At 68.1% G+C, this 21,817-nt stretch carries 20 protein-coding genes, 1 tRNA gene and 1 pseudogene; 10 read left to right on the top strand and 12 right to left on the bottom strand.

Annotated features, from left to right (window positions below):
* Window positions 1-9: 9 nt before the first annotated feature.
* The 3 genes from O4N75_RS14865 to O4N75_RS14855 all read right to left on the bottom strand — a co-directional run bounded on the left by O4N75_RS14865 (window position 10) and on the right by O4N75_RS14855 (window position 2,485).
* A complete protein-coding gene (locus O4N75_RS14865; RefSeq protein ID WP_267234339.1) occupies window positions 10-480 on the bottom strand; it encodes an Hpt domain-containing protein in 471 nt (156 codons plus the stop codon).
* A gap of 76 nt (window positions 481-556) precedes the next feature.
* Window positions 557-1,339 carry an NAD kinase gene (locus O4N75_RS14860; RefSeq protein WP_269626257.1) on the bottom strand — a complete coding sequence of 261 codons (783 nt, stop codon included), beginning with the start codon at window positions 1,337-1,339 and terminating at the stop codon, window positions 557-559.
* 33 nt (window positions 1,340-1,372) lie between these two features.
* The gene (locus O4N75_RS14855) at window positions 1,373-2,485 is read right to left on the bottom strand and encodes a DUF2336 domain-containing protein (RefSeq protein ID WP_348649501.1); all 1,113 of its coding nucleotides are present in this window, start codon (window positions 2,483-2,485) and stop codon (window positions 1,373-1,375) included.
* Between the two features lie 123 nt (window positions 2,486-2,608).
* Here O4N75_RS14855 and glpK point away from each other — a divergent pair, with 123 nt between their 5' ends.
* Window positions 2,609-4,108, top strand: coding sequence for a glycerol kinase GlpK (glpK, locus tag O4N75_RS14850; protein WP_269626254.1), 1,500 nt, complete (start codon window positions 2,609-2,611; stop codon window positions 4,106-4,108).
* 4 nt (window positions 4,109-4,112) lie between these two features.
* Here glpK and O4N75_RS14845 read toward each other — a convergent pair whose 3' ends face one another.
* Complete coding sequence (locus O4N75_RS14845; RefSeq protein ID WP_269626253.1) at window positions 4,113-4,718, bottom strand: CHRD domain-containing protein; 606 nt, start codon at window positions 4,716-4,718, stop codon at window positions 4,113-4,115.
* 264 nt (window positions 4,719-4,982) lie between these two features.
* Between O4N75_RS14845 and O4N75_RS14840 the strand changes: the two genes are divergently transcribed.
* From O4N75_RS14840 to O4N75_RS14830, 3 genes are all read left to right on the top strand, one after another.
* Window positions 4,983-5,753, top strand: a complete 771-nt coding sequence (locus O4N75_RS14840) for a class II aldolase/adducin family protein (protein ID WP_269626252.1) — start codon at window positions 4,983-4,985, stop codon at window positions 5,751-5,753.
* A 287-nt stretch (window positions 5,754-6,040) separates the two neighbouring features.
* Entirely contained in the window at window positions 6,041-7,183 is a 1,143-nt protein-coding gene (locus O4N75_RS14835; protein WP_269626251.1) for an efflux RND transporter periplasmic adaptor subunit, read from the top strand.
* Window positions 7,183-10,344 (top strand): efflux RND transporter permease subunit, encoded by a 3,162-nt coding sequence (locus tag O4N75_RS14830; RefSeq protein ID WP_269629377.1) that lies wholly within the window; start codon window positions 7,183-7,185, stop codon window positions 10,342-10,344. Before O4N75_RS14835 ends, O4N75_RS14830 begins: the two co-directional genes overlap by 1 nt.
* 213 nt (window positions 10,345-10,557) lie before the next feature.
* Here the strand turns inward: O4N75_RS14830 and O4N75_RS14825 are convergent.
* The 4 genes and pseudogenes from O4N75_RS14825 to O4N75_RS14810 form a co-directional block, all read right to left on the bottom strand.
* Window positions 10,558-11,315, bottom strand: a pseudogene (locus tag O4N75_RS14825) (IS5 family transposase).
* 79 nt (window positions 11,316-11,394) lie between these two features.
* Window positions 11,395-11,898, bottom strand: coding sequence for a cytochrome c family protein (locus tag O4N75_RS14820; RefSeq protein WP_269626249.1), 504 nt, complete (start codon window positions 11,896-11,898; stop codon window positions 11,395-11,397).
* Between the two features lie 36 nt (window positions 11,899-11,934).
* Window positions 11,935-12,414 (bottom strand): YaiI/YqxD family protein, encoded by a 480-nt coding sequence (locus O4N75_RS14815; RefSeq protein ID WP_269629376.1) that lies wholly within the window; start codon window positions 12,412-12,414, stop codon window positions 11,935-11,937.
* A gap of 80 nt (window positions 12,415-12,494) precedes the next feature.
* Window positions 12,495-13,148 carry a choice-of-anchor C family protein gene (locus O4N75_RS14810; RefSeq protein WP_269626248.1) on the bottom strand — a complete coding sequence of 218 codons (654 nt, stop codon included), beginning with the start codon at window positions 13,146-13,148 and terminating at the stop codon, window positions 12,495-12,497.
* A 125-nt stretch (window positions 13,149-13,273) separates the two neighbouring features.
* Here O4N75_RS14810 and O4N75_RS14805 point away from each other — a divergent pair.
* The 5 genes from O4N75_RS14805 (at window position 13,274) to O4N75_RS14785 (ending at window position 17,281) form a co-directional block, all read left to right on the top strand.
* Window positions 13,274-13,349: transfer RNA gene (locus O4N75_RS14805), tRNA-Thr, on the top strand.
* 127 nt (window positions 13,350-13,476) lie between these two features.
* Entirely contained in the window at window positions 13,477-13,797 is a 321-nt protein-coding gene (gene sugE / locus O4N75_RS14800) for a quaternary ammonium compound efflux SMR transporter SugE (RefSeq protein WP_269626247.1), read from the top strand.
* A 123-nt stretch (window positions 13,798-13,920) separates the two neighbouring features.
* Window positions 13,921-15,213 carry an MFS transporter gene (locus O4N75_RS14795; RefSeq protein WP_269626246.1) on the top strand — a complete coding sequence of 431 codons (1,293 nt, stop codon included), beginning with the start codon at window positions 13,921-13,923 and terminating at the stop codon, window positions 15,211-15,213.
* Window positions 15,214-15,270: 57 nt separating this feature from the next.
* A complete protein-coding gene (locus tag O4N75_RS14790; RefSeq protein WP_269626245.1) occupies window positions 15,271-15,795 on the top strand; it encodes a hemerythrin domain-containing protein in 525 nt (174 codons plus the stop codon).
* Window positions 15,796-15,868: 73 nt separating this feature from the next.
* The gene (locus tag O4N75_RS14785; RefSeq protein ID WP_269626244.1) at window positions 15,869-17,281 is read left to right on the top strand and encodes an amidase; all 1,413 of its coding nucleotides are present in this window, start codon (window positions 15,869-15,871) and stop codon (window positions 17,279-17,281) included.
* Between the two features lie 122 nt (window positions 17,282-17,403).
* On the opposite strand, the gene O4N75_RS14780 is transcribed toward O4N75_RS14785, so the two are convergent.
* Genes O4N75_RS14780 through O4N75_RS14765 form a run of 4 tightly spaced genes read right to left on the bottom strand, consistent with a single transcriptional unit; the run spans window position 17,404 to window position 21,370 of the window.
* Window positions 17,404-18,192, bottom strand: coding sequence for an ABC transporter permease (locus O4N75_RS14780; protein WP_269626243.1), 789 nt, complete (start codon window positions 18,190-18,192; stop codon window positions 17,404-17,406).
* The gene (locus tag O4N75_RS14775; RefSeq protein ID WP_269626242.1) at window positions 18,192-19,088 is read right to left on the bottom strand and encodes an ABC transporter permease subunit; all 897 of its coding nucleotides are present in this window, start codon (window positions 19,086-19,088) and stop codon (window positions 18,192-18,194) included. Before O4N75_RS14775 ends, O4N75_RS14780 begins: the two co-directional genes overlap by 1 nt.
* Entirely contained in the window at window positions 19,085-20,248 is a 1,164-nt protein-coding gene (locus O4N75_RS14770; RefSeq protein WP_269626241.1) for an ABC transporter ATP-binding protein, read from the bottom strand. Before O4N75_RS14770 ends, O4N75_RS14775 begins: the two co-directional genes overlap by 4 nt.
* A 12-nt stretch (window positions 20,249-20,260) precedes the next feature.
* Complete coding sequence (locus O4N75_RS14765; RefSeq protein WP_269626240.1) at window positions 20,261-21,370, bottom strand: polyamine ABC transporter substrate-binding protein; 1,110 nt, start codon at window positions 21,368-21,370, stop codon at window positions 20,261-20,263.
* 83 nt (window positions 21,371-21,453) lie between these two features.
* Between O4N75_RS14765 and O4N75_RS14760 the strand changes: the two genes are divergently transcribed.
* Window positions 21,454-21,807, top strand: a complete 354-nt coding sequence (locus O4N75_RS14760) for a DMT family protein (RefSeq protein WP_267233820.1) — start codon at window positions 21,454-21,456, stop codon at window positions 21,805-21,807.
* The last annotated feature ends 10 nt before the right edge of the window (window positions 21,808-21,817 follow it).

Raw genomic sequence — 21,817 nt, 5'->3', positions numbered from 1 at the left:
CCTCGGTGATCAGGCCGCCGCGGCGACCTTGCGTTCCAGCTCTTCGATCAGGATGCGGCCGACCGGATGATCGTCGGTCTTGATGCTGTCGCGGACGGCCGCCTTGATGGCGTCGATGTGCGCGTCGACGAGCGGTAGCGACACGGTCAGGCGCTTGTCCTTGTCGTCGATCAACCGGCAGAGCGAGGCGCCTATGCGGGTGATCAGCGGAAATTCGTAGGTCGTGCCCAGGCCCTTCAGGTCGTGGGCGCGCAGGTAGAGGGTCTCCATGGTCTCGGCGGTGACGCCGTCGTCGCGGACGAGCTGGCGGGCCGCGTCGAGCTTGATGACCTCTTCGGAGAGCCACTGGGCGAAGTTGCCGGACAGGCTCTTCAGGGCCGCTTCGGCCTTGGCGATGGCGCTCGGATCGATCGCGCCGAACCGACCGCCGACCTTCAGGCGAAGGCTGGGGGGCTGGATGACCGGATTCTGCTGGCTCACTACGCGCCTCCTAGGACAACGTGGGGCACCCTAGAAGACAGGCGTTAACAACGGATGAGCCTGGAACTTACGGTAATCATACGGAAAACTGCTCGGCCAGCACGCGTTCCTCGAGGCTGCGGCCGGCGTCGAACAGCATGTGTAGGGCCACTTCGCGGTTTTCGGCGATCTGCACCTCGACCACGTCGCGGACTTCGAAGTTGTCGGCCACGGCGCTGACCGGGCGCTTGTCGGCCTCGAGGATCTCGAAGGTGACCTTGGCGGTGTGGGGCAGCAGGGCGCCGCGCCAGCGCCGCGGGCGGAAGGCGCTGATCGGGGTCAGGGCCAGGACCTTGGCGTCGAGGGGAATGATCGGGCCGTGGGCCGACAGGTTGTAGGCGGTGGACCCGGCGGGGGTGGCCACCAGCGCGCCGTCGCAGGACAGCTCGCCCAGCCTCACCTTGCCGTCGATGGAGATGCGCAGCTTGGCGGTCTGGCGCGTCTGGCGCAGGAGCGAGACCTCGTTGATGGCCAGGGCCTCCAGCCGGCGGCCGGCGGCGTCGATCGCCGCCATCGACAGCGGGTGGATGACCGCGCGCTCGGCGGCGTTGATCCGTTCCAGCAAGGCGTCCTCGCTGTACTCGTTCATCAGGAAGCCGACGGAGCCGCGGTTCATGCCGTAGATCGGCCGGCCGCTCTTGAGGTTCTCGTGCAGGGTTTCCAGCATGAAGCCGTCGCCGCCCAGCGCGACGATGACCTGGGCCTCGTCCCCCGAGGCCTGGCCGTAGCGTGCGATGAGCGCCTCCCGGGCCTCCTGGGCCTCGGGGCGGTCGCTGGCCGCGAAAGCGAGACGGGTCACGAATGGCTCAGGCTTGAACATGGCCCGGCAAAAGTCCGTGAAACGGGCGATCCGTCAACCGGGGTTCACTGCGCGGCGGAAGGCGGCGCCGGCGATGTGAGCCTCGAACGGACCGAAGGCGCCGCCGGCCCGGCGGGCGCCTTCCTGGCCGCCGCCGGGGAGGCCGCCGTTGAGGTCGCGGACCATTTCCAGGATGGTCGGAAAGACGCTGCGGTCGATGCCGACGGCCGCGCAGGCCAGGGCGAGCAGTTCGGGGCGGTCGGAGTTCACCGCCCGTAGGACGTGGTTGCGGTCGAAGCGGCCGAGCGTCGCCAGGGCGGTGAGGAACAGGGTCAGCCGGCCTTCCTTGAGCGCGCGCAGCAGGTAGCCCGGCCGCAGCTGGCCGGCGGCCTCGAGCTTGGCGACCAGCCGCCGCTCCATCTCCTCGCGCTCGCCGTCGCGCGGCGCCGGCGCGGCGTCGGCCGGGGCCGCCCCTCCGTGGGCCTCGCGCACCGAGGCGTCGAGGGCGGCGTCGAGCGCGGCCCCGTCGAGCCGGAAGCGGTCGACGAGCGACTGGCGCAGGGCCTGACCGACCCAGAGATAGAGCTGGCGGGCGAGCCCGTCGGTCATGCCCGGGTGGCGGGCCAGCGGCGAGCGCATGGCCGCGATCCGTTGGGCGGCGGCGACCAGGACGGCGAGCTCGTGCTCGCCCAGGGCGGCGCTGGGATTGCCGGCCAGGGCGGTCAGCACCGCCGGCTCGCTCTGCTGCAGGATGGCGGCGACGACGGGCGGGCCGATGTTCGGACGGCGGGCGACTTCGATCTGATGTTCGATCGTGGCCTCGACCAGCAGCCGAACCAGGTCATGGTCCTTGAGCACCGGACTGCCGGCGATGACCGGGCGGGCGATCTCGATGTCATCCAGGGCCAGCACGTTGACCAGGGCCGAGGGCGCCCAGTCGGCCTGGGCCAGCTTTTCGGACAGCCGGCGGCGGATGTCGCGCTCGGCCTCGACGACCAGCGACATGAAGATCGAATTGAGCAGGCCCTGGATCGGCTTGGAGGTCATCAGGCCCGCGGCGCTTTCGCCGGCGTCGCAGAGTTCCACGATGGCCAGGAGCAGGCGCTCCCGATCGGCCGGCGCGCGGCTGCGGGCCAGATTCAGCAGGTCATCGGTCTTGGCGGCCACACTCACTCTGGCGTCCCCGGCGATCGCTGCGAATCTGCTCGGAGCGGATGAAAACATGGTTACAACCGGTTGACCATGCGAGCGGCGAGTCGCTCGCCAAGCGAGCAACGACGGGTGCGGACGATGGCGGAACCTCTGATCCTGGCGCTGGACCAGGGCACGACTTCGACCCGGGCGATCCTGTTCGATCTCAAGGGCGCGCCGGTCGCCGAGGCCGGGCGGCCGCTGGAGCAGTTCTATCCGGACGACGGTTGGGTGGAGCACGACGCCGAGGAAATCTTCGCCGCCTCGGTCGCGGTGCTGCGCGAGACGCTGGCCAAGTCCGGCCGCCCGCCGGAGGACGTCGCCGCCATCGGCATCACCAACCAGCGCGAGACGGTGGTGATCTGGGACAAGACCACCGGTAAGCCGATCCACCGGGCGATCGTCTGGCAAGACCGCCGCACGGCGCCGACCTGCGAGCGGCTGCGGGCGGCCGGGCGCGAGCCGCAGGTCACCGACATCACCGGGCTGCTGCTGGACCCGTACTTCTCCGGCACCAAGATCGCCTGGATCCTGGACCAAGTGGACGGCGCGCGGGCGCGGGCCGAGGCCGGGGAGCTGCTGGCCGGCACCATGGACAGCTGGGTGATCTGGAAGCTGACCGGCGGCAAGGTGCACGCGACGGACGCGACCAACGCCTCGCGGACCATGCTGTTCGACCTGAAGGCGCAGGCGTGGTCGGACGAGATGCTGGAGATGCTCGGCGTGCCGCGGGGGCTGCTGCCGACGGTGCTGGACTGCGCCGGCGACTATGGCTCGACCGCGCCGGAGTTGCTGGGCCGGGCGATCCCGATCCGCGGCGTGGCGGGGGACCAGCAGGCGGCGCTGATGGGGCAGGGCTGCATCCGCGCCGGGGAGATGAAAGCCACCTACGGCACCGGCTGCTTCATGCTGGTCAACACCGGCGAGCACCTGGCGCCGTCGCGCTCGCGGCTGCTGACGACCGTGGCGGCCCGGCTGGGCGGGCGGGCGACCTATGCGCTCGAAGGCTCGATCTTCATCGCCGGCGCCGCCCTGCAGTGGATCAATGAAGGCCTCGGCGTTCCGGGCGGCGGCGCGGGGGTGGAGAAGCTGGCGCAAACCGCGCGCGAGGATCACGGCGTGGTGCTGGTGCCGGCGTTCACCGGGCTCGGCGCGCCGTGGTGGGACGCCAACGCGCGCGGCGGGCTGTTCGGGATGACCCGCGACACCGGCCTGGCCGAGATCGCGCAGGCGGCGTTCGACGCCTGCGCCCTGCAGACCCGCGATCTCATCGAGGCGATGCGGGCCGACGCCCCGGGCGCCTTCGGCCGGGACGTGGAGCTGCGCATCGACGGAGGGATGTCGCGCAGCGCCTGGTTCAGCCAGCGGCTGGCGGACCTGACCGGGGTGGCCGTCGGCCGGGCGACCTATATGGAGATGACCGCCCTGGGCGCGGCGCTGTTCGCGGGCCTCGGGGCCGGCGTCTACGCCAGCGTCGAGGAGGCTGTCGCCGCGCGGCCGTCGACCGAGCGAATGGACCCGGCCCTGAGCAGCCACGGGCGCGAGGCGGCCTATGCCCGCTGGCTGGACGCGGTGGCGCGGGTGAAGACCACCGCCTGAGGCCTCAGGTCCTGAAGACCGCGCGGCGCCAGCGGATGGCGAGGCCGGCGATGCCGAAGCCGGCGATCATCAGCGCCCAGCTGGCCGGCTCGGGGATCAGGGCGAACTGGCCGCGGATCTCGCCGCCCGGCGCGAAGGTGGTGTGGATGTTGAAATAGGCCTGCCCGCCGCCGAGCGCGGTGAGCAGCGTGGCGCGTGCGCCCTGGGCCGTGCCGCCATAGGCGGTGACGAAGGTCGGATTGTAGGTCCCGACGGTGTCGAGATCGAAGGCCTGGCTGTAGGCGCCGCCGGTGACGCCGGTCGGGAAGCCCGGGAAGCTCGGCGTCTGGGTGGCGACCCCGACATTGGCTGGGGCGGCGGCGCAGCAGTGGATGTGGGCGGCGGTCACGTCGCCGACCAAGTTGCTGAAGGTCGTGGAGACCGTCATCAGGTCGCCGTCGATGGTGAGGAAAGCGACGCCGCCGCCGGGGGAGGAGGCCGGCGGGTTCTCGTTCGCGCCCAGCAGGGTCGCCTTGTAGACGGTGGCGGCCTGGGCCGTGGCTGCAGGCGACAGTCCGGCCAAGACCATGCTTGCCGCGAGCGCGGCAAGCTTGAACGTGAGGTGAGACACAGCGACCTCCGCATCCGAGCTTTGCGACGTCGAAATTTCAATAGGGGCCCGCCATCCCCAGCCTAGGAACATACGGGCCGACAAGCTTGGTTCGTGATGCGCGGATAGATCTTGTCGTTAAGCAAGTCTTCCGCCCAACAGGCTCTGGTGTCAACGGCAGTTTGCCGAGCAGATTCAACACCGCAGGCCATGCTTGACGCCCGCTGCTGTCGGCGCGACTCTGGTAATTAACGATCAGACAAAGACATGCAGAGGGAGGTCGCCATGGCCGACGGTTCGATCACGAGCGTGAGCTCGTTGAAGGGCAAGGTCAGCGCCGAGGAATGGCAGGCGCGGGTGGACTTGGCGGCGCTCTATCGCCTGGTGGCGCTCTACGGCTGGGACGATGCGATCTACACCCACATCTCGGCGCGGCTGCCGGGCCCAGATCACCAATTCCTGATCAATCCCTATGGGATGTACTTCGGCGAGATGACCGCCTCGGCGCTGGTCAAGATCGACCTGGACGGCAACATCCTTCAGGAGACCCCGTACTTCATCAATCCGGCGGGCTTCACGATCCACTCGGCGATCCACGCGGCCCGCGAGGACGCCCACTTCGTCATGCACCTGCACACCGACCAGGGCGTGGCGGTCGCCGCCCAGAAGGACGGGTTGCTGCCGCTGTCGCAGCATGCGCTGATCGTGCGCACGATGCTGGCCTATCACGATTATGAGGGCATTGCGCTGAACCTCGACGAGCGCGAGCGCCTGGTGGCCGACATCGGCGAGAAGAAAATGATGCTGCTGCGCAACCACGGCACCCTGGCCGTGGGCGAGACCGCGGCCGAATGCTGGATCAACATGTTCTACCTGGAGCGCGCCTGCAAACAGCAGGTCATGGCGCTGTCGGCCGGACGCGAAAACGTGCTGCTTGCCCCGCAGGCGGCGCAGGACGAAGTGAAATCGCAGATGTCGCGCGGCCTGGGCGGACAGCTGGCCTGGCCGGGCGCGCTGCGCCTGCTGGATCGGTCGCTGCCGGGCTACGACGCCTAGAGGTTATCCTCAAGGACTGTGCAAGGCGGGCGTCCGGTCTCGGGCGCCCGTTTTCTTTGCAGCGGTGACGCCAATACGGAATTGTAAGCTTCATCGAGTGTTATGATGGGGCGCATCGACGTTGTATTTCAGAGCCGACACGCAAAGCCATCGTTCTGTCACTGGACGGCGCCTATGTCGTCGCCATACGACGCGCTTCGATTCAGCGTCATCCATACCCATATTCCGAGCCGCCCCGGAGATTTCGTAAGTTGTTGCGACGCCACTTTTTCCTCGTCGGCGCGATTGTGATCCTCGGCCTCATGGTGGTCGCAGGCGGTTGGAAGCTCACCCTCGGCAAGAAGGAGGGGCCGGGAGGCCCCGGCGGCGGCGGCGCGATGGCCGCTCAGAAGGGCGGCGGCGGCGGTGGAGGCGGCCGCGGCGGCGGCATGGGCGGCCCGGCGCAGGTCAATGTGGTCGGCGCGCAGAACAAGACCTTCGTCGACGCCATCGACGTGATCGGGGTCGCCAAGGGCCGCCAGTCGGTGACGCTGACGGCGGCGGCGACGCAGCTGGTCGACAAGGTGCGTTTCAGCGACGGCCAATCGGTGCCGAAGGGCGCGGTGCTGGTCGAACTGAAGGCCACCGAGCAGAGCGCGGGCATCGCCCAGGCGCAGGCGCGGCTGGTCCAGGCGCAGCGCGATTATGACCGCTGGAAGCAGCTGGCGACCCAGGGCTATGCGTCCAAGACCGCGCTCGACCAGCGCGAGGCGACCTATCTGGCGGCCAAGGCCGATGTCGACGCCGCGCGGGCCCGCGAGGGCGACCGGATGATCCGCGCGCCGTTCGCCGGCGTCGTCGGGCTGTCGGACATCGCCCCCGGGGCGCTGGTCAATCCGGGCGCGGCGATCGTGACCCTCGACGACATCTCGAGCGTGCGCGTCGATTTCGAAGTGCCGGACCGCTACCTCGCCTCGATCCGCGAGGGGCAGCCGATCACCGCCCGCATCGACGCCTATCCGGGCCAGGTGATCCAGGGGCGCATCCAGAAGCTCGACACCCGCATCGACGAGCGGACCCGGGCGATCACCGCCCGCGCTGAGTTCCCCAATCCCGACCGCAAGCTGAAACCCGGCATGATGCTGCGGGTGGCGATCGCCCAGGGCCAGCGGCAGGTCGTCGCCGCGCCGGAATCGGCGGTGTCGGTGCAGGGCGACGCGGCCTTCGTGTTCGTGGTCAGCGGGCAGGGCGACCAGGCCCGCACCGAGCAGCGGCCGGTGCTGACCGGCGTGCGCCAGGACGGTTTCGTGGAGATCCGCGACGGGCTGCGCGCCGGCGAACAGATCGTCGCCGACGGCCTCAACAAGATTCAGCCGGGCCAGCCGGTCCGCATCCTGGCGTCCCAGAAGGGCGCCGAGCCCGGGGCGCGCGCGGCGCGGCCTGACGCATGATGCTGTCGGACATCTCGGTCCGCCGGCCCGTCTTCGCGGCGGTCGCGGCGATCATCCTCTGCGTCGTCGGCGTGGCCGCGTTCGCCTCGCTGACCGTGCGCGAGCTGCCCAGCGTCGACCCGCCCGTGGTCTCGATCTCCACCACGTATCGCGGCGCCTCGGCCGAAGTGGTCGAGGAGCGGATCACCGAAGTGATCGAGCGACAGATCTCCGGCATCCAGGGGATCGACCGGGTCAACTCGTCCTCGCGCGACGGCCGCTCGAACATCAATATCTCGTTCCGGCTCGACCGGAATCTGGACGACGCCGCCAACGACGTGCGCGACGCCGTCAGCCGCGTGGCCGCCAACCTGCCGCTGCAGGCCGACCCGCCGCAGATCGCCAAGGCGACCGCCGACGGCTCGCCGATCATGTTCATCTCGTTCGCCTCGACGACGCTGAACCGGCTGCAACTGTCCGACTACGCCCAGCGCTATCTGGTCGAGCGGTTTTCGACGGTCCCCGGCGTGGCCCAGGTGTTCGTCGGCGGCAGCCAGCTCTATTCGATGCGGATCTGGCTCGATCCTAACGCCATGGCCGCCCGCGGCGTGACGGTCGACGACGTCGAGAACGCGCTGAACAGCCAGAACCTGGAGCTGCCGGCCGGCTCGCTCGAAGCCCCGGACAAGGATTTCACGATCCGCGTCGGCCGCGGCTATGCGACCCCCGAACAGTTCGCCCAGCTGCCGGTGGTGGCGTCGGGCGGGCGCGCGTCGGCGGCGACCGGCAACACCTCGCAGGCCTACGTCACCCGCCTGGGCGACATCGCCCGGGTGGAAGAAGGCCCCGACGAGCGTCGCCGCAGCTTCCGCTCCAACGGCCGCGACCAGGTCGGTATCGGCATCACCCGCCAGTCGCAGGCCAACGACCTGGAGATTTCGCAGGGCGTCCGCGACCTGCTGCCGGAGCTGAACAAGTCGCTGCCCAAGGGCACGGTGCTGGAGATCGCGGTCGACTACACCGTCTTCACCAAGCACGCCCTGGAGGAAGTCTGGATCACCATGGGCATCTCGATGTCCCTGGTGGCCCTGGTGAACTTCGTATTCCTCGGCACCTGGCGGGCGGCGCTGATCCCGTCGGTGGTGGCGCCGATCTGTATCCTGTCGACCTTCATCGTGCTGGCCCCGCTCGGCTTTTCGCTGAACCTGCTGACCCTGCTGGCGTTGGTGCTGGCCATCGGCCTGGTGGTCGACGACGCGATCGTGGTGGTCGAGAACATCCAGCGGCGGATCGACGAGGGCGAGCCGGCGATCGTGGCCGCCCAGCGCGGGGCACGGCAGGTGTTCTTCGCCGTCGTGGCTACGACCATCGTGCTGATTTCGGTGTTCGCGCCGCTGATGTTCCTGCCCGGCTACATCGGCCGGCTGTTCGTCGAGCTGGCGGTGGCGATCGCCGCGGCGGTGGCGTTCTCGGCGCTGCTGGCGCTCAGCCTGTCGCCTATGCTGGCCTCCAAGCTGCTGCGCCCGGCGCACGGGGAGGGCTTCCTGGCCCGCCGCGTCGACGCGGCGATGGGCAAGCTGAAGTCGTCCTATCACGCCTCGCTGGAATCGCTGCTGGGCGACCGGCGCGCGACCTTCGCCACCATCGGCCTGGTGATCGTCCTTGCGGCCGGCGCCGGCGGACTGTTCGCGGTGCTGCCGCGTGAGCTCGTCCCGGAAGAGGACCGCGGCCGCGTCGATCTGAACGTGATCGCGCCCGAAGGCGCGGGCTACGACTACACCATGAAGGCCGCAGCCCAGGTCGAGGCCCGGCTGCAGGAGCTGCTGAAGGACGGGGTCATCACCCGCTACATCCTCGGCGTGCCGCGGTTCGGCGGCACCCAGTTCAACAGCGGCTTCGGCAACGCCAACCTGACCGAAGGCGGGGGAATCACTTCCAACGAGCTGGCCGCGCGCCTCAATCGCGAGCTGTCGTCGATCACCTCGGTGCGGGCCATCGCCTCGGTGCGGCCGGCCTTCCAGCGCGGCGGCGGCGGGGGCGGCGGCGGCAGCGGCGTCGACGTGATCGTCGCGGGAGACGACTACGGCCAGATCGCCGCCTGGATCAAACCGCTGCTGGCCGCGGCGGAGGCAAATCCTGGCCTGTCGCGGGCGCGTCTCGACTATGAGCCGACCAGCCCGCGCGTGCTGGTCAACATCGACCGCGAGAAGGCTGCGGCGCTGGGCGTCTCGGCCCAGGCGGTCGGAAGGGCGCTGGAGAGCAACTTCGGCACCCGACGGGTGACGACCTACATCAAGAACGGCCAGGAATACGACGTCCTGCTGCAGACCGACCGCGAGCAACGCCAGACCGAGCAGGACATCGGCAACCTCTATGTCCGAGCGAACTCGGGCGAGCTGATTCCGCTGTCGACCGTGGTCACCACCGAGGTGCGCGGCGACACGCCCGACCGCTCGCGGGTCGACCGCCTGCGTTCGGTCACGCTCTCGGCGCAGCTGAACCCCGGCTATCCGGTCGGCGAAGCGGTGAAGTTCTTCGAGGCGGAAATCGCCAAGATGCCGCCCGGTCCGCAGATCAAGTGGGGCGGCATGGCCCGCGACTACCTGGAAGCGGGCAGCGCGGTGGGCCTGGCCTTCGGCATGGCGCTGCTGCTGGTCTTCCTGGTGCTGGCCGCCCAGTTCGAGAGCTGGATCCACCCGGGCGTGATCATGCTGACGGTGCCGGTGGCGGCGTTGGGCGGGCTGTTCGGCCTGCTGATCGCCGGCTCCACCGTCAACACCTACAGCCAGATCGGCCTGATCATCCTGATCGGCATCGCCGCCAAGAACGGCATCCTGATCGTTGAGTTCGCCAACCAGCTGCGCGACGAAGGGCTGTCGATCCGCGAGGCGGTGATCGAAAGCGCCTCGCTGCGCCTGCGTCCGATCATCATGACGTCGATCGCCGCGGCGGCCGGGGCGATCCCGCTGATCATGTGGGGCGGCGCCGGCGGCGAGAGCCGCAAGACCATCGGCGTAGTCATCTTCTTCGGGGCGATCTTCGCGACCCTGCTGACCCTGTTCATCGTGCCGGTGTTCTACAATCTGCTGGCGCGGTTCACGAAGTCGCCGCAGACCACCGCGCGGCGCATCGAGGCCTTCGAGGAGGCCGAACAGGCGCGGGCGGCCAACGCCGCCGAATAGGTCCGCTCTCGGACCGAAGCCATCGCTCTACGAAAAAGCCTCCCCCGGCGGGGGAGGCGAGTTGTCGGGGTGGCGCCGGCTGCGACAAGGGGGTGTCACAGGCGCCGGCGCAGGATCTCGGCTGACAGATGCAAGCGCAGCCTCGACCGCCTCATGCTGCGGCCGATCGCTATTCTCGTCAAGGTTGCCTTTTTAGAGTGCTAGGGTCCGGACTCAATTGAGCCAGTATGCGTAGGTTGCGGCGAGCAGGACGGCCGAGAGGTAGTTCCTTGCGAGCTTGTCGTAGCGGGTAGCGATGCGTCGGAAGTCTTTTAGCCTGCACCACATGCGCTCGACGCGGTTTCGGTCCTTATAGGCGTTGGCGTCGTAGGGGATTGGAGTTCGGCGAGAGGTGGTGGAAGGGATCACCGCCTCGGCCCCGCGCTCGGCGAGCCGCCTGCGCAGATGGTCGGCGTCGTAGCCTTTGTCAGCCAGGAGCTTCTGGAAGGGGCCTGTGGCCTGGATCAGGGCGTGAGCCATGCTGATGTCGTTGATGTTTCCGGCGCTGAGCAGCAGCACCCTGGGCCGGCCGCGCTCGTCGACCAGGCCATGGATCTTGGTGGTGCGGCCCCCACGCGAGCGGCCTATGGCTTGGAGGAAGGCCCCCCTTTTGCGCCCGCCGCCGACCGGTGCGCCCTGACGTGGGTAGCGTCGATCGCCGCGCCATAGATGCCGGTGTGGCCCGTCAGCGCCTCAAACATCTGCAGCCAGAGCCCCTGGCGGCTCCAGCGGTTGAAACGGTTGTAGACGGTCGTGTAGGGCCCGAACTCCGGTGGGCAATCGCGCCAGCGAGCTCCGCTCTTCAGCATATGGACAATGCCCGAGATCACCCGGCGATCATCCACCCGATGGGCGCCCTTACGACCTCGCGGAAGCAACGGCTCGATCCGAGCCCATTCTTCGTCGCTAAGCCACTGAACCTGCTTCGCCATATCCAAGGCTCCTTCCGGAATCCTTGAATCAGCAACGCCAACGCCGCGCTAGACCCTATTGAGTACAGACCCTAGCGCGTCACGGCGCTTTGTAGCCGGTCTCGACCTTGAGGAAGGCGATCAGATCGATGCGGTCCTTCTCGGCCTTGAGGCCGGCGAAGGTCATCTTGGTGCCCGGCAGGAAGGTGCGGGGCTCGGCCAGCCACTTGTCCAGGTGCTCGGCGTCCCAGACGAAGCCCGCGTTTTTCACGGCGTCGGAGTACTTGTAGTTCTCGAGCGCGCCGGCCTTGCGGCCGAAGACGCCGTGCAGGTTCGGGCCGGTGAGATTGGCGCCGCCCTCGACGATCGTGTGGCAGGAGCGGCACATGGCGAACTTGGCTTTGCCGTTGTCGATGTCGGCGGTGTTGTAGGGCGCGGGGAGGCTGGCCAGGACGGCCGCCTTTTCGGCGGCGGTGGGCTCATGTTCGGCGGCCGTGGCCGGCGTAGCCGGCGTGGACGTCGCGGACTTCTCGCCGCCGCCCTGGCCGCAGCCGGCGAGCAGGGCGCAGGACCCCAGGACGGAAAGCATCAATGCGTTGCGCATATTAGAACCCCTCAGCCAAACGTGACCGCAAGCTAGTCATGCGCCGCCGCGTTGCAAGGCGCGTCGACGACGCTCCTTCTGGATTGTCTCGTCCAGGGACTGCAGGAACCGCGAGCGGTCGTTGCGGTCGAAGGGCCGCGGTCCGCCGAGCATCTCGCCGGTCGAGCGCAGTTGCTCCATCAGCGCCCGCTGGGCGATAGCCGCGCCGATCGAGTTCTCGGTGAATGGGCGGCCGTTGGCGGCCAGGGCGTAGCCGCCCGCGGTCAGCACCCGCTCGGCCAATGGAATGTCGTTGGTGATCGCCACGTCGCCCGGGGCGATGTGCTCGGCGATCCAGTCGTCGGCCACGTCAGGCCCGGCGTCGACGATCATCCGCGCAACCAGCGGCGACTGCGGGATCTGCATGAAGGCGTTGGAGACGACCCAGGTCTTGAGCCCGTAGCGCTGGGCGACCTTGTAGGTCTCGTCCTTCACCGGGCAAGCGTCGGCGTCGATGAAGATCTCGATCGGTTTCAGGTCCACGAAGCCGCCTTTGGACAAAAGAACGCCGCCGGTCCCGGAGAACCGACGGCGTCCTTCATAGCGCCTGTTGTGGATCAGGCGAAGGCGAGGGCCTGCTTGCGCCGCGAGGCGCGAACCGCAGCGCCGACGCCGCCGAAGCCCATGATCATCATGGCCCAGGTGGCCGGCTCCGGCACCGCCGAGATCGACACGTTGTCGAGCGCCGGGCCGTAGGGCGTGTTGGTCTGGGAGTTGAAGGCCAGGGTGGCGGTCGGATCGAAGGCCTTGAACGTATAGCTGTGCTGCGTCCAGCCCATGTTCTGCTTTGTGTTGCCGCCGCCGACATGGAAGGAGAAGCTGTTCACCTGGTCGCCGCTGACCGAGGTCGCGACGAATTTGTCGCCCTGGCCGCCGTCAGGGTTGCCGGCCAGCCAGAAGGTGACCTTGTAGGTCTTGCCGACGATCGTATCGATGGTTTGCTGGATCGTGCCGCCTTTCAGGGCGGAGAGGTCGACGCTGCGATCCCCATGCGCGGCGGTCCAGTAGGAGCCGATGTAGTCGACGCCGTGGCCCTTGACGGTCCAACCGATGATCGCGGTGCTGCCGTTGCCCAGGGTGATGAAGCTGCCCGGATCGACGCCTTCTTCAAAGCTGCCGTTGACCAGGGTCGCGGCGCTCGCGCCGCCAGCGACCAGCGCTGCGGCCAGCGCCGCGGCCGTGCCCACCAGCCAGTGTCTTTTCGTGCTCACGTAAGGAGTCTCCAAATGGGATTTGGTCCGGGTGGACCGATCAGCTTTCGCAACGGCCGTGCCAGCGGCAGGGGCTTGGCAGCGGGGGCGGGGCATGGCATCGGTCGATCGTGCGCAGGAGCTGCGCCGGCTTAGCTCAGTTGGTAGAGCAGCGGTTTTGTAAACCGAAGGTCACGGGTTCGAATCCTGTAGCCGGCACCACCGCGTCGCGACGGCGCGCTTGACCCAGGAGGGCGGCGAACCTAGCTAGGGGCCGCGAGGAACGACCTCCCCCAAAATCGTGGGCATCAATGTCCGGGACGGCCCGGCTCTTCGAAAGGAGGGCCGCATGGCCTGGATTCTTCTGTTTATCGCCGGACTGCTCGAGGTGGTCTGGGCGTTCGCAATGAAGCAGTCGCACGGGTTCACCAAGCTCGTGCCGAGCGTGATCACCATCGGGACCATGATCGCCAGCTTCGGCCTGCTGTCGGTGGCGATGCGCACCCTGCCGCTGGGCACGGCCTATACGGTCTGGACCGGCATCGGGGCGGTCGGCGCGTTCCTCGTCGGCATTGCGGTGCTGGGCGAGCAGGTCAGCGTGGTGCGCATCCTGGCCGCGGTGATGATCGTCGGCGGCCTGGTGCTGATGAAGCTCTCGAGCACGCAATAGATCGCGCGAACTGGGCGCGAGGCCCTAGGAAGAAACCTCCGTCCGGAAGTAGTCTCCGGGCGACCGGCCGGCGCCGAAAGAGCGCCGGCCGCTTGTTTCTGATTCCCCAGGGGGAGGGGCTTCATGGCCGATAGCGCAGCCGCCGACCGTCGGCATCGACTGAAGTCGATCATCGGCGGGTCCACCGGCAATCTGGTCGAGTGGTACGACTGGTACGTCTATTCCGCCTTCACCCTTTACTTCGCGCCGATCTTCTTCCCGGCTGGAGACCGCACCGCCCAGCTGCTGAACGCCGCGGCTGTGTTCGCCGTCGGCTTCCTGATGCGGCCCATCGGGGCCTGGATCATGGGCATCTACTCCGACCGCAGGGGGCGCAAGGCGGGCCTGACGCTGTCGGTGTCGCTGATGTGCGCCGGTTCGCTGCTGATCGCCCTGACGCCGGGCTATGACCAGATCGGGTGGATCGCGCCGGCCCTGCTGGTGCTGGCCCGCCTGATGCAGGGCCTGAGCGTCGGCGGCGAATACGGCGCCAGCGCCACCTATCTCAGCGAAATGGCCGGCAAGCAGCGCCGCGGCTTCTTCTCGTCCTTCCAGTACGTGACGCTGATCTCGGGGCAGCTGCTGGCTTTGCTGGTCCTGCTGGCGCTGCAGGCGATCCTGCCCGAGCCGGACCTCGAGGCCTGGGGCTGGCGGATTCCGTTCGTGATCGGCGGGGCGCTGGCGGTGGTGGTCTTTTACCTGCGCCGCGGCCTGGCCGAGACCGAGTCGTTCAAGAACGCCCAGGCGAGCGATGCGCCGAAGTCGAGCGGGTTTGCGCTGTTCAGGCACTATCCGCGGCAGGCGTTCGTGGTCATCGCCCTGACGGCGGGCGGGACGCTCGCCTTCTACGCCTACTCGACCTACATGCAGAAATTCCTGGTCAACACCTCGGGCTTCAGCCGTGAGACGGCGACCGCGATCAGCGCCGCGGCCCTGTTCGTCTACATGCTGATCCAGCCGGCGGCCGGGGCGCTGTCGGACAAGATCGGGCGCAAGCCGCTGATGATCGCGTTCGGCGTGATGGGGGTGGCCTTCACCTACCTGATCTTCACGACGCTCTCGAAGACCAGCGATCCCTATGTCGCCTTCGCCATCGTGCTGGGCGCCCTGATCATCGTCACCGGCTACACCTCCATCAACGCGGTGGTGAAGGCCGAGCTGTTCCCGGCCCACATCCGGGCGCTGGGGGTCGCGCTGCCCTATGCGCTGGCCAACACGATCTTCGGCGGCACGGCGGAGTATGTGGCGCTGTGGTTCAAGAGCCAGGGGATGGAAAGCGGCTTCTACTGGTACGTCACCGGCATGATCGGCATCTCGCTCATCACCTACCTGCGGATGCGCGACACGCGGAAGCACAGCGAGATCGCCGAAGACTGACGGAACAGCGGGGCCGAGCGCGGGTTGTTCCTGGAAACGAACCCCAGGAGGAACCCCATGGCCGCCCCCGACGCCATCGCTTTGCTCAAGGCCGATCATCGCGCGGTCGAGGCCCTGTTCGAGGACTTCAAGTCCGCGCGCGGGGCGGGACGCAAGGCCGCGATCGTTCATCAGATCTGCGTCGACCTGACGGTGCACACGATGATCGAGGAAGAGATCTTCTATCCGGCCTGCCGCGGCGCGATCGAGGACAGCACGCTGGACGAGGCCTATGTCGAGCACGACGGGGCCAAGCTGATGATCGCGGAGCTGTCGGACGCCGCGCCGAACGAGGCGTTCTATGACGCCAAGGTCAAGGTGCTGTCCGAGGAGATCCGCCACCATGTCCATGAGGAGGAGATGCGCTCGGAGGGCATGTTCGCCCAGGCGCGGCGCGCTGGCCTCGACATGGACGAACTGGGCGAGCGGCTGCTGGCGCGCAAGACCCAGCTGAAGACCCAGTTCGAGACCACGGGCCTGCCGATTCAGCAGACCCATTCGATGCGCGGGGCCGTCATCGAGCACGTCGGCATGCGCCACTAGAGTGGTCACCATCACCTGAGGTTGGAATAGGCGCGCGCCTATGGTCACCTGCGGCAAACGCAGGGAGCGCGCCATGAACTTCGAAGAGTACCGCAAGCACGACGCCGTAGGCTTGGCCGGCCTGGTGTCGAAGGGCGAGGTCAGCCCCTCGGAGTTGCTGGAGACCGCGGTGGCGCGAATGGCGGCGGTCAATCCGAAGATCAACGCCGTGACCATGGACCTCACCGAATGGGGCCGCCAGGACGTCAAGCGCGACATCTGGGGCGGGCCGATGGCGGGGGTGCCCTTTCTCCTGAAAGACCTGGGCGCGCAGCTCGAGGGCGCGCCGACGACGGCGGGCTCGGCGGTGTTCCGCGACGCGACCGCGGCCGCCGACAGCGCGATTACGACCGCCTACAAGGACGCGGGGCTGGTGCTGTTCGGCAAGACCAATACGCCGGAGTTCGGCCTGATGCCGGTGACCGAGCCGGCGCTGCTGGGCGTCTGCCGCAATCCCTGGGACACCGGCCGCACGCCGGGCGGTTCATCGGGCGGCGCGGCGGCGGCGGTGGCCGCGGGCATCGTGCCGGCCGCGCACGCCAGCGACGGGGGCGGGTCGATCCGCACCCCGGCCTCGGCCTGCGGGCTGTTCGGGATGAAGCCGTCGCGCGGGCGGGTGTCGTTCGCGCCGATGGGCGAGGGGTGGGGCGGCGCCTCGATCCAGCATGCGGTGACACGCTCGGTGCGCGACAGCGCCGCGCTGCTGGATGCGGTGTGCCAGCCGCAGCCTGGCGATCCCTATTTCCTGGCCCCGCCCGAGCGGCCGTTCGCCGAGGAGGCGCGCCGCGACCCCGGCAAGCTGGCCATCGGCTTCACCACCGCGGCGCTGGCCTCCGACGGCCTGGACCCGGAATGCGCGGCCGCCGTGCTCGACGCGGCCCGGCTGTGCGAGGGGATGGGCCACATGGTCGAGGAGGTGCGCGTGCCGGGGGACCTGGCCGCGATGCAGCAGGGCGCCGGCGACGTGATCGCGGCCAGCATCGCCGCGACGCTGGACGCCGAGGGCGAGCGCCGCGGCCGTCCGGTGGCGCAGGGCGATGTCGAGATGCTGACCTGGCTGATGTACCAGCGCGGCAAGCAGGTCACCGGCGCCAACTATGTCCGCGGCCTGGCGGCGATCCACGCCTATGGGCGGGCGATGGCGGGCCTGTTCCAGCAGTACGACGTGCTGCTGATGTCGACCCTGGGCAGCCCGGCGATCCCGGTCGGCCACCTGACCGAAGACCCGCGCGAATATACCCAGCGGCTGTTCAAGTTCATGCCCAACACCCAGGCGTTCAACAACACCGGCCAGCCGGCGATGTCGGTTCCGCTGGCCTGGAGCCAGGGCGGTCTGCCGATCGGCATCCAGTTCGTCGGCCGCATGGGCGATGAGGCGCTGCTGTTCCGGCTGGCCGGTCAGTTGGAGCAGGCCCGGCCCTGGTTCGACCGGGTCGCCCCGCTCTAGTGGACGGCGCGTGGGCGTCATACCCGGGCAGCGCGCTCGGACTTCAAAGTGTTCGCGCGGGACGAGGTCGAAGCCCTCTATGCCTATCTCTCCGCCCGGGCGAACCGGCTGAACGCCGCGGACTAATCGTCGGTCTTGCGGCGCAGCTGAAAGAGGTAGGCGGCGATCACGCCGGTGGCGACCAGGCCGATGAGCAGGGTCGAGACGGCGTTGATCTCAGGGCTGACGCCCAGGCGCACCTGGCTGTAGATCCGCATCGGCAGGGTGGTGGCCCCGGGGCCAGAGGTGAAGCTGGCGATCACCAGGTCGTCGAGCGACAGCGTAAAGGCGAGCATCCATGCCGCCGCCACGGCGGGGGCGATGCTGGGCAGGGTGACCAGGAAGAAGGACTTGAACGGCGGGCAGCCGAGATCCTGGGCGGCTTCCTCTAGCTGACGGTCGAAGGCGGCGAGGCGGGCCTGGATGACCACGCAGGCGTAGCACATGGTGATGGTCGCGTGGCTGACGGTGACGGTCCAGAACCCGCGCGGCATGCCGAGAGAAACAAACAGCAGCAGAAGCGACAGGCCGAGGATCACCTCGGGCATCACCAGGGGCGCGAACACCATGCCCGAGAACAGGGTGCGTCCCCGGAACCGCCCGGCGCGGACGAGCGCGATGGCCGCCAGCGTGCCCAGGACTGTGGCGATGGTCGCCGAGATCAGGCCGACCCTGAAGGTCACCCAGATCGCGTCCAGGAGCTGCTCATTGCGGAACAGCGAGGCGTACCAGCGGGTCGAGAAGCCGCCCCACACCGTCACCAGCCGGCTGGCGTTGAACGAGTAGATCACCAGCAGGACGATCGGCAGGTAGAGGAACCCGAAGCCGACGACCAGGGCGGCGATGTTGAAGCCTGTGAGGCCGCGCTTCATCACCCGAGCTCCGTCAGCTTGGCCTGCTGGCGCTGGTAGAGCACGATCGGGATCACCAGGGTGAACAGCAGCACGATCGCCACCGCCGAGGCGGCGGGCCAGTCCCGATTGGCGAAGAACTCGGTCCAGATGGTCTTGCCGAGCATCAGGGTTGAGGAACCGCCGAGCAGGTCGGGGATCACGAACTCGCCGACCATCGGGATGAAGCAGAGCAGGGATCCGGCCGCGACGCCGGGCAGCGAGAGCGGGAAGGTCACCCGCCAGAAGGCCTCGATCGGCGTGCAGCCGAGATCGGCGGCGGCCTCAAGCAGGTCGTGCTGCTGGCGCTCAAGCACCGCATAGAGCGGCAGGACCATGAACGGCAGATAGGCGTAGACCAGGCCGATATAGATGGCGGTGTCGGTGTTGAGCAGCGAGACGGGCTCAAGACCGACCGCACGCAGGGCGACGTTCAGCAGGCCTTCCGGCTTGAGGATGCCGATCAGCGCATAGACCCGGATCAGGAAGCTGGTCCAGAAAGGCAGGATCACCGCCATCAGGAGCGCCTTGCGCACCGAAGGCGTGCAGCGGGCCATGGCGTAGGCCAGCGGATAGCCGAGCAGCAGCAGGATGAAGGTCGCGACGCCGGCGAACTTCAGGCTGGAAAGGTAGGCGACGACGTAAAGTCGGTCGGTCGGCAGCCGGGCGTAGGTCTCGAAGTCGAGGCCGGCCAGGAAGGTCCGCAATCCGGCCAGCCCCTGCGACCAGTCGAGGCGCGGCGCGTACGGCGGCATGGCCAGCGCCGTCTCCGACAGCGACAGCTTGGCGACCAGCAGGAACGGGAACAGGAAGAACAGGCCCAGCCACAGGAACGGCGCGAGCGCCGCCAGGCCGGTCCGGTCGCCGCGCACCTTCACTGGGTCAGCACCACGCCCGCGTCGCGGGCGAAGGTCAGCCAGACCTGATCGTCCCAGTCGACCGGGCGGTCGACGAAACGGGTGGCGTTGGCGCGGGCCGCGCGGATCATCCTGCCGCTGTCGAGTTCGACCAGATAGGTGGTCCAGTCGCCGAGGTAGCCGATGTCGGCGACCTTGCCGCCCATGCGGTTGGGGCCGGGCGGCGGCTCGTCCAGGTGGACCTGGATCTTTTCCGGCCGCACCGCCAGCCAGGCGGTGGAGCCGACCGGGATGCGGTCGTCCTCGACGATGTCGAAGCCCTGCGGCGAGTCGCTGCTAGCCATGCGGACGGTCAGGCCGTCTGCGTGCTCGGCCACGCCCTCGAAGATGTTCACGTCGCCGATGAAGTCCGCCACGTAGCGCGAATTGGGCGCCTCATAGACGTCGGCGGGGCGGCCCATCTGCACGATCTGGCCGGCGCGCATCACCGCGATGCGGTCGGCGGTGACCATGGCCTCTTCCTGGTCGTGGGTGACGATCAGGAAGGTCATGCCCAGCTGTTGCTGCAGGGCCATCAGCTCCCACTGGGTCTCCTCGCGCAGCTTCTTGTCGAGCGCGGCCAGCGGTTCGTCGAGCAGCAGCATCTTGGGCCGCGGGGCGATGGCGCGGGCCAGGGCGACGCGCTGGCGCTGCCCGCCGGACAGCTGGTGCGGCTTGCGCCGGGCCAGCCCATCGAGGCGGACGAGGGAGAGCATCTCGGCCACGCGGGCGGCGATCTCGTCCTTGGGCATGCCCTGCTGCTTCAGGCCGAAGGCGATGTTCTTTTCCACGCTCAGGTGGGGGAACAGCGCGTAGGACTGGAACATCATGTTGACCGGCCGCTCATGCGGGCGCTTGCCGGCCAGGTCCTCGCCGGCCAGCAGCACGCGGCCCTCGTCCGGCGTCTCGAAGCCGGCCAGCAGGCGCATGAGCGTAGTCTTGCCGCATCCGGATGGGCCGAGCAGGGCGAAGAACTCTCCGGGATAGATATCGAGCGAGACGCCGTTGACGGCGGTCTCGCCGTCAAAGCGTTTCACCACCTTTTCGAAGCGCACCAACGGCTTGGCCGTGGGGTCCGCCCAAGGGGCAAAGGTCGAACGGACCGCGCCGATGTTCAGGCGCGGGCGGCTGCGTTCGGTCATGTACCCGCCTTCCTACTGGCCGGTCTGCACCCGGGTCCACATGCGCGTGACCTCGCGCAGCAGAGCCTGGTCCTTGGTGGTGGTCACGAAGAGGCGCTTGAAGAGGTCCGGCGTCGGATAGACGTTCGGGTCGCTCCGCACCGCGGCGTCGACCATCGGCGTCGCCGGCAGGTTGGCGTTGGCGTACTGGGTGTAGTTCGAAGCCTTGGCGATGACTTCGGGGCGCAGCATGTAGTCGAGGAACTTATAGGCGGCGGTCGGGTTGGGCGCATCGGCCGGAATGGCGAACACGTCGAACCAGACCTGGCTGCCTTCCTTGGGGATGACATAGGCGAGTTCGACGCCGTTCTTGGCCTCTTCGGCGCGGGTCTTGGCCTGCAGGATGTCGCCCGAGTAGCCGACCGCCACGCAGATGTCGCCGTTGGCCAGGGCCTCGACGTACTCCGACGAGTGGAACTTGCGCACGAACGGACGGGCCTTGACCATCATGTCGGTGGCGGCCTGGTAGTCGGCGACGTTCTTGGAGTTCGGGTCCTTGCCCAGGTAGTTCAGCGCGACCGCGTACATGTCCTCGGACGCATCGAGATAGTAGACGCCGCAGTCCTTGAGCTTGGCGAGGTTGGCGGGATCGAACACCACCGACCAGCTGTCGATGGCGACGCCCGGCAGGCGCTTGGCCACTTCCTTGACATTGTAGCCGATGCCGATGGTGCCCCACATGTAGGGGACGGTGTATTTCTGGCCCGGATCGAAGGGCTCCATGTGGCTCATGATGTCGGGCCACAGGTTCTTGTTGTTCGGCAGCTTGGACTTGTCGAGCGGGGCGATCGCGCCGGCGATGATGTAGCGGGGGATGTTGTGGTTCGACGGCGCGACAATGTCGTAACCGGTGTTGCCCTGCAGGACCTTGGTCTCGAGAATCTCATTGGAATCAAAGGTGTCGTACTGGACCTTGATTCCGGTTTCCTTGGTGAAGTCGGCAAGGATCTGGGGATCGATATAGTCCGACCAGTTATAGATCTTCAGCGTCTGGTCCTTGGCCGCGCCGCCGCCCTGACCGCAGGCGGCCAGCGTCACGCTCATAGCCAGGACCGCAGCCGTGCCCAGCGCCTTCGTCCACATGCCCACTCTCCAACTTGCCCGAAGGGCAGCTTATAGGGCCAAGCCGACAGATTTTAAGTGCTAATGCGCAAGGAGCGCTTCCGATGCCAACCTCAATGGCGATGATCGCGCCGATCCTGCTGCTCGTCGCCTCCAACATCTTCATGACCTTCGCCTGGTACGGGCACTTGAAGGTCGAGCACCGGCCCATCTGGCTGCTGGTGCTGGTCAGCTGGGGAATCGCGTTCTTCGAATACTGCCTGGCGGTTCCGGCCAACCGGATCGGCCGCGAGGTCTATTCGCCGGCCGAGCTCAAGACGATGCAGGAGGTGATCACCCTAGCCGTGTTCGCGGTGTTTTCGATCACCTATCTGGGCGAGCGGTTCACGCTGAACCATATGATCGGCTTCGCGCTGATCGCGGCCGGGGCGGTGTTCATCTTCAAGGGACCGCTGTAGCGCTTTCGCG

Source organism: Phenylobacterium sp. NIBR 498073 (genome assembly GCF_027286305.1).
Classification (GTDB): Bacteria; Pseudomonadota; Alphaproteobacteria; order Caulobacterales; family Caulobacteraceae; genus Phenylobacterium.
The sequence above is the reverse complement of the archived record's forward strand: the minus strand, read 5'-3'. Positions and strand labels throughout refer to the sequence as shown.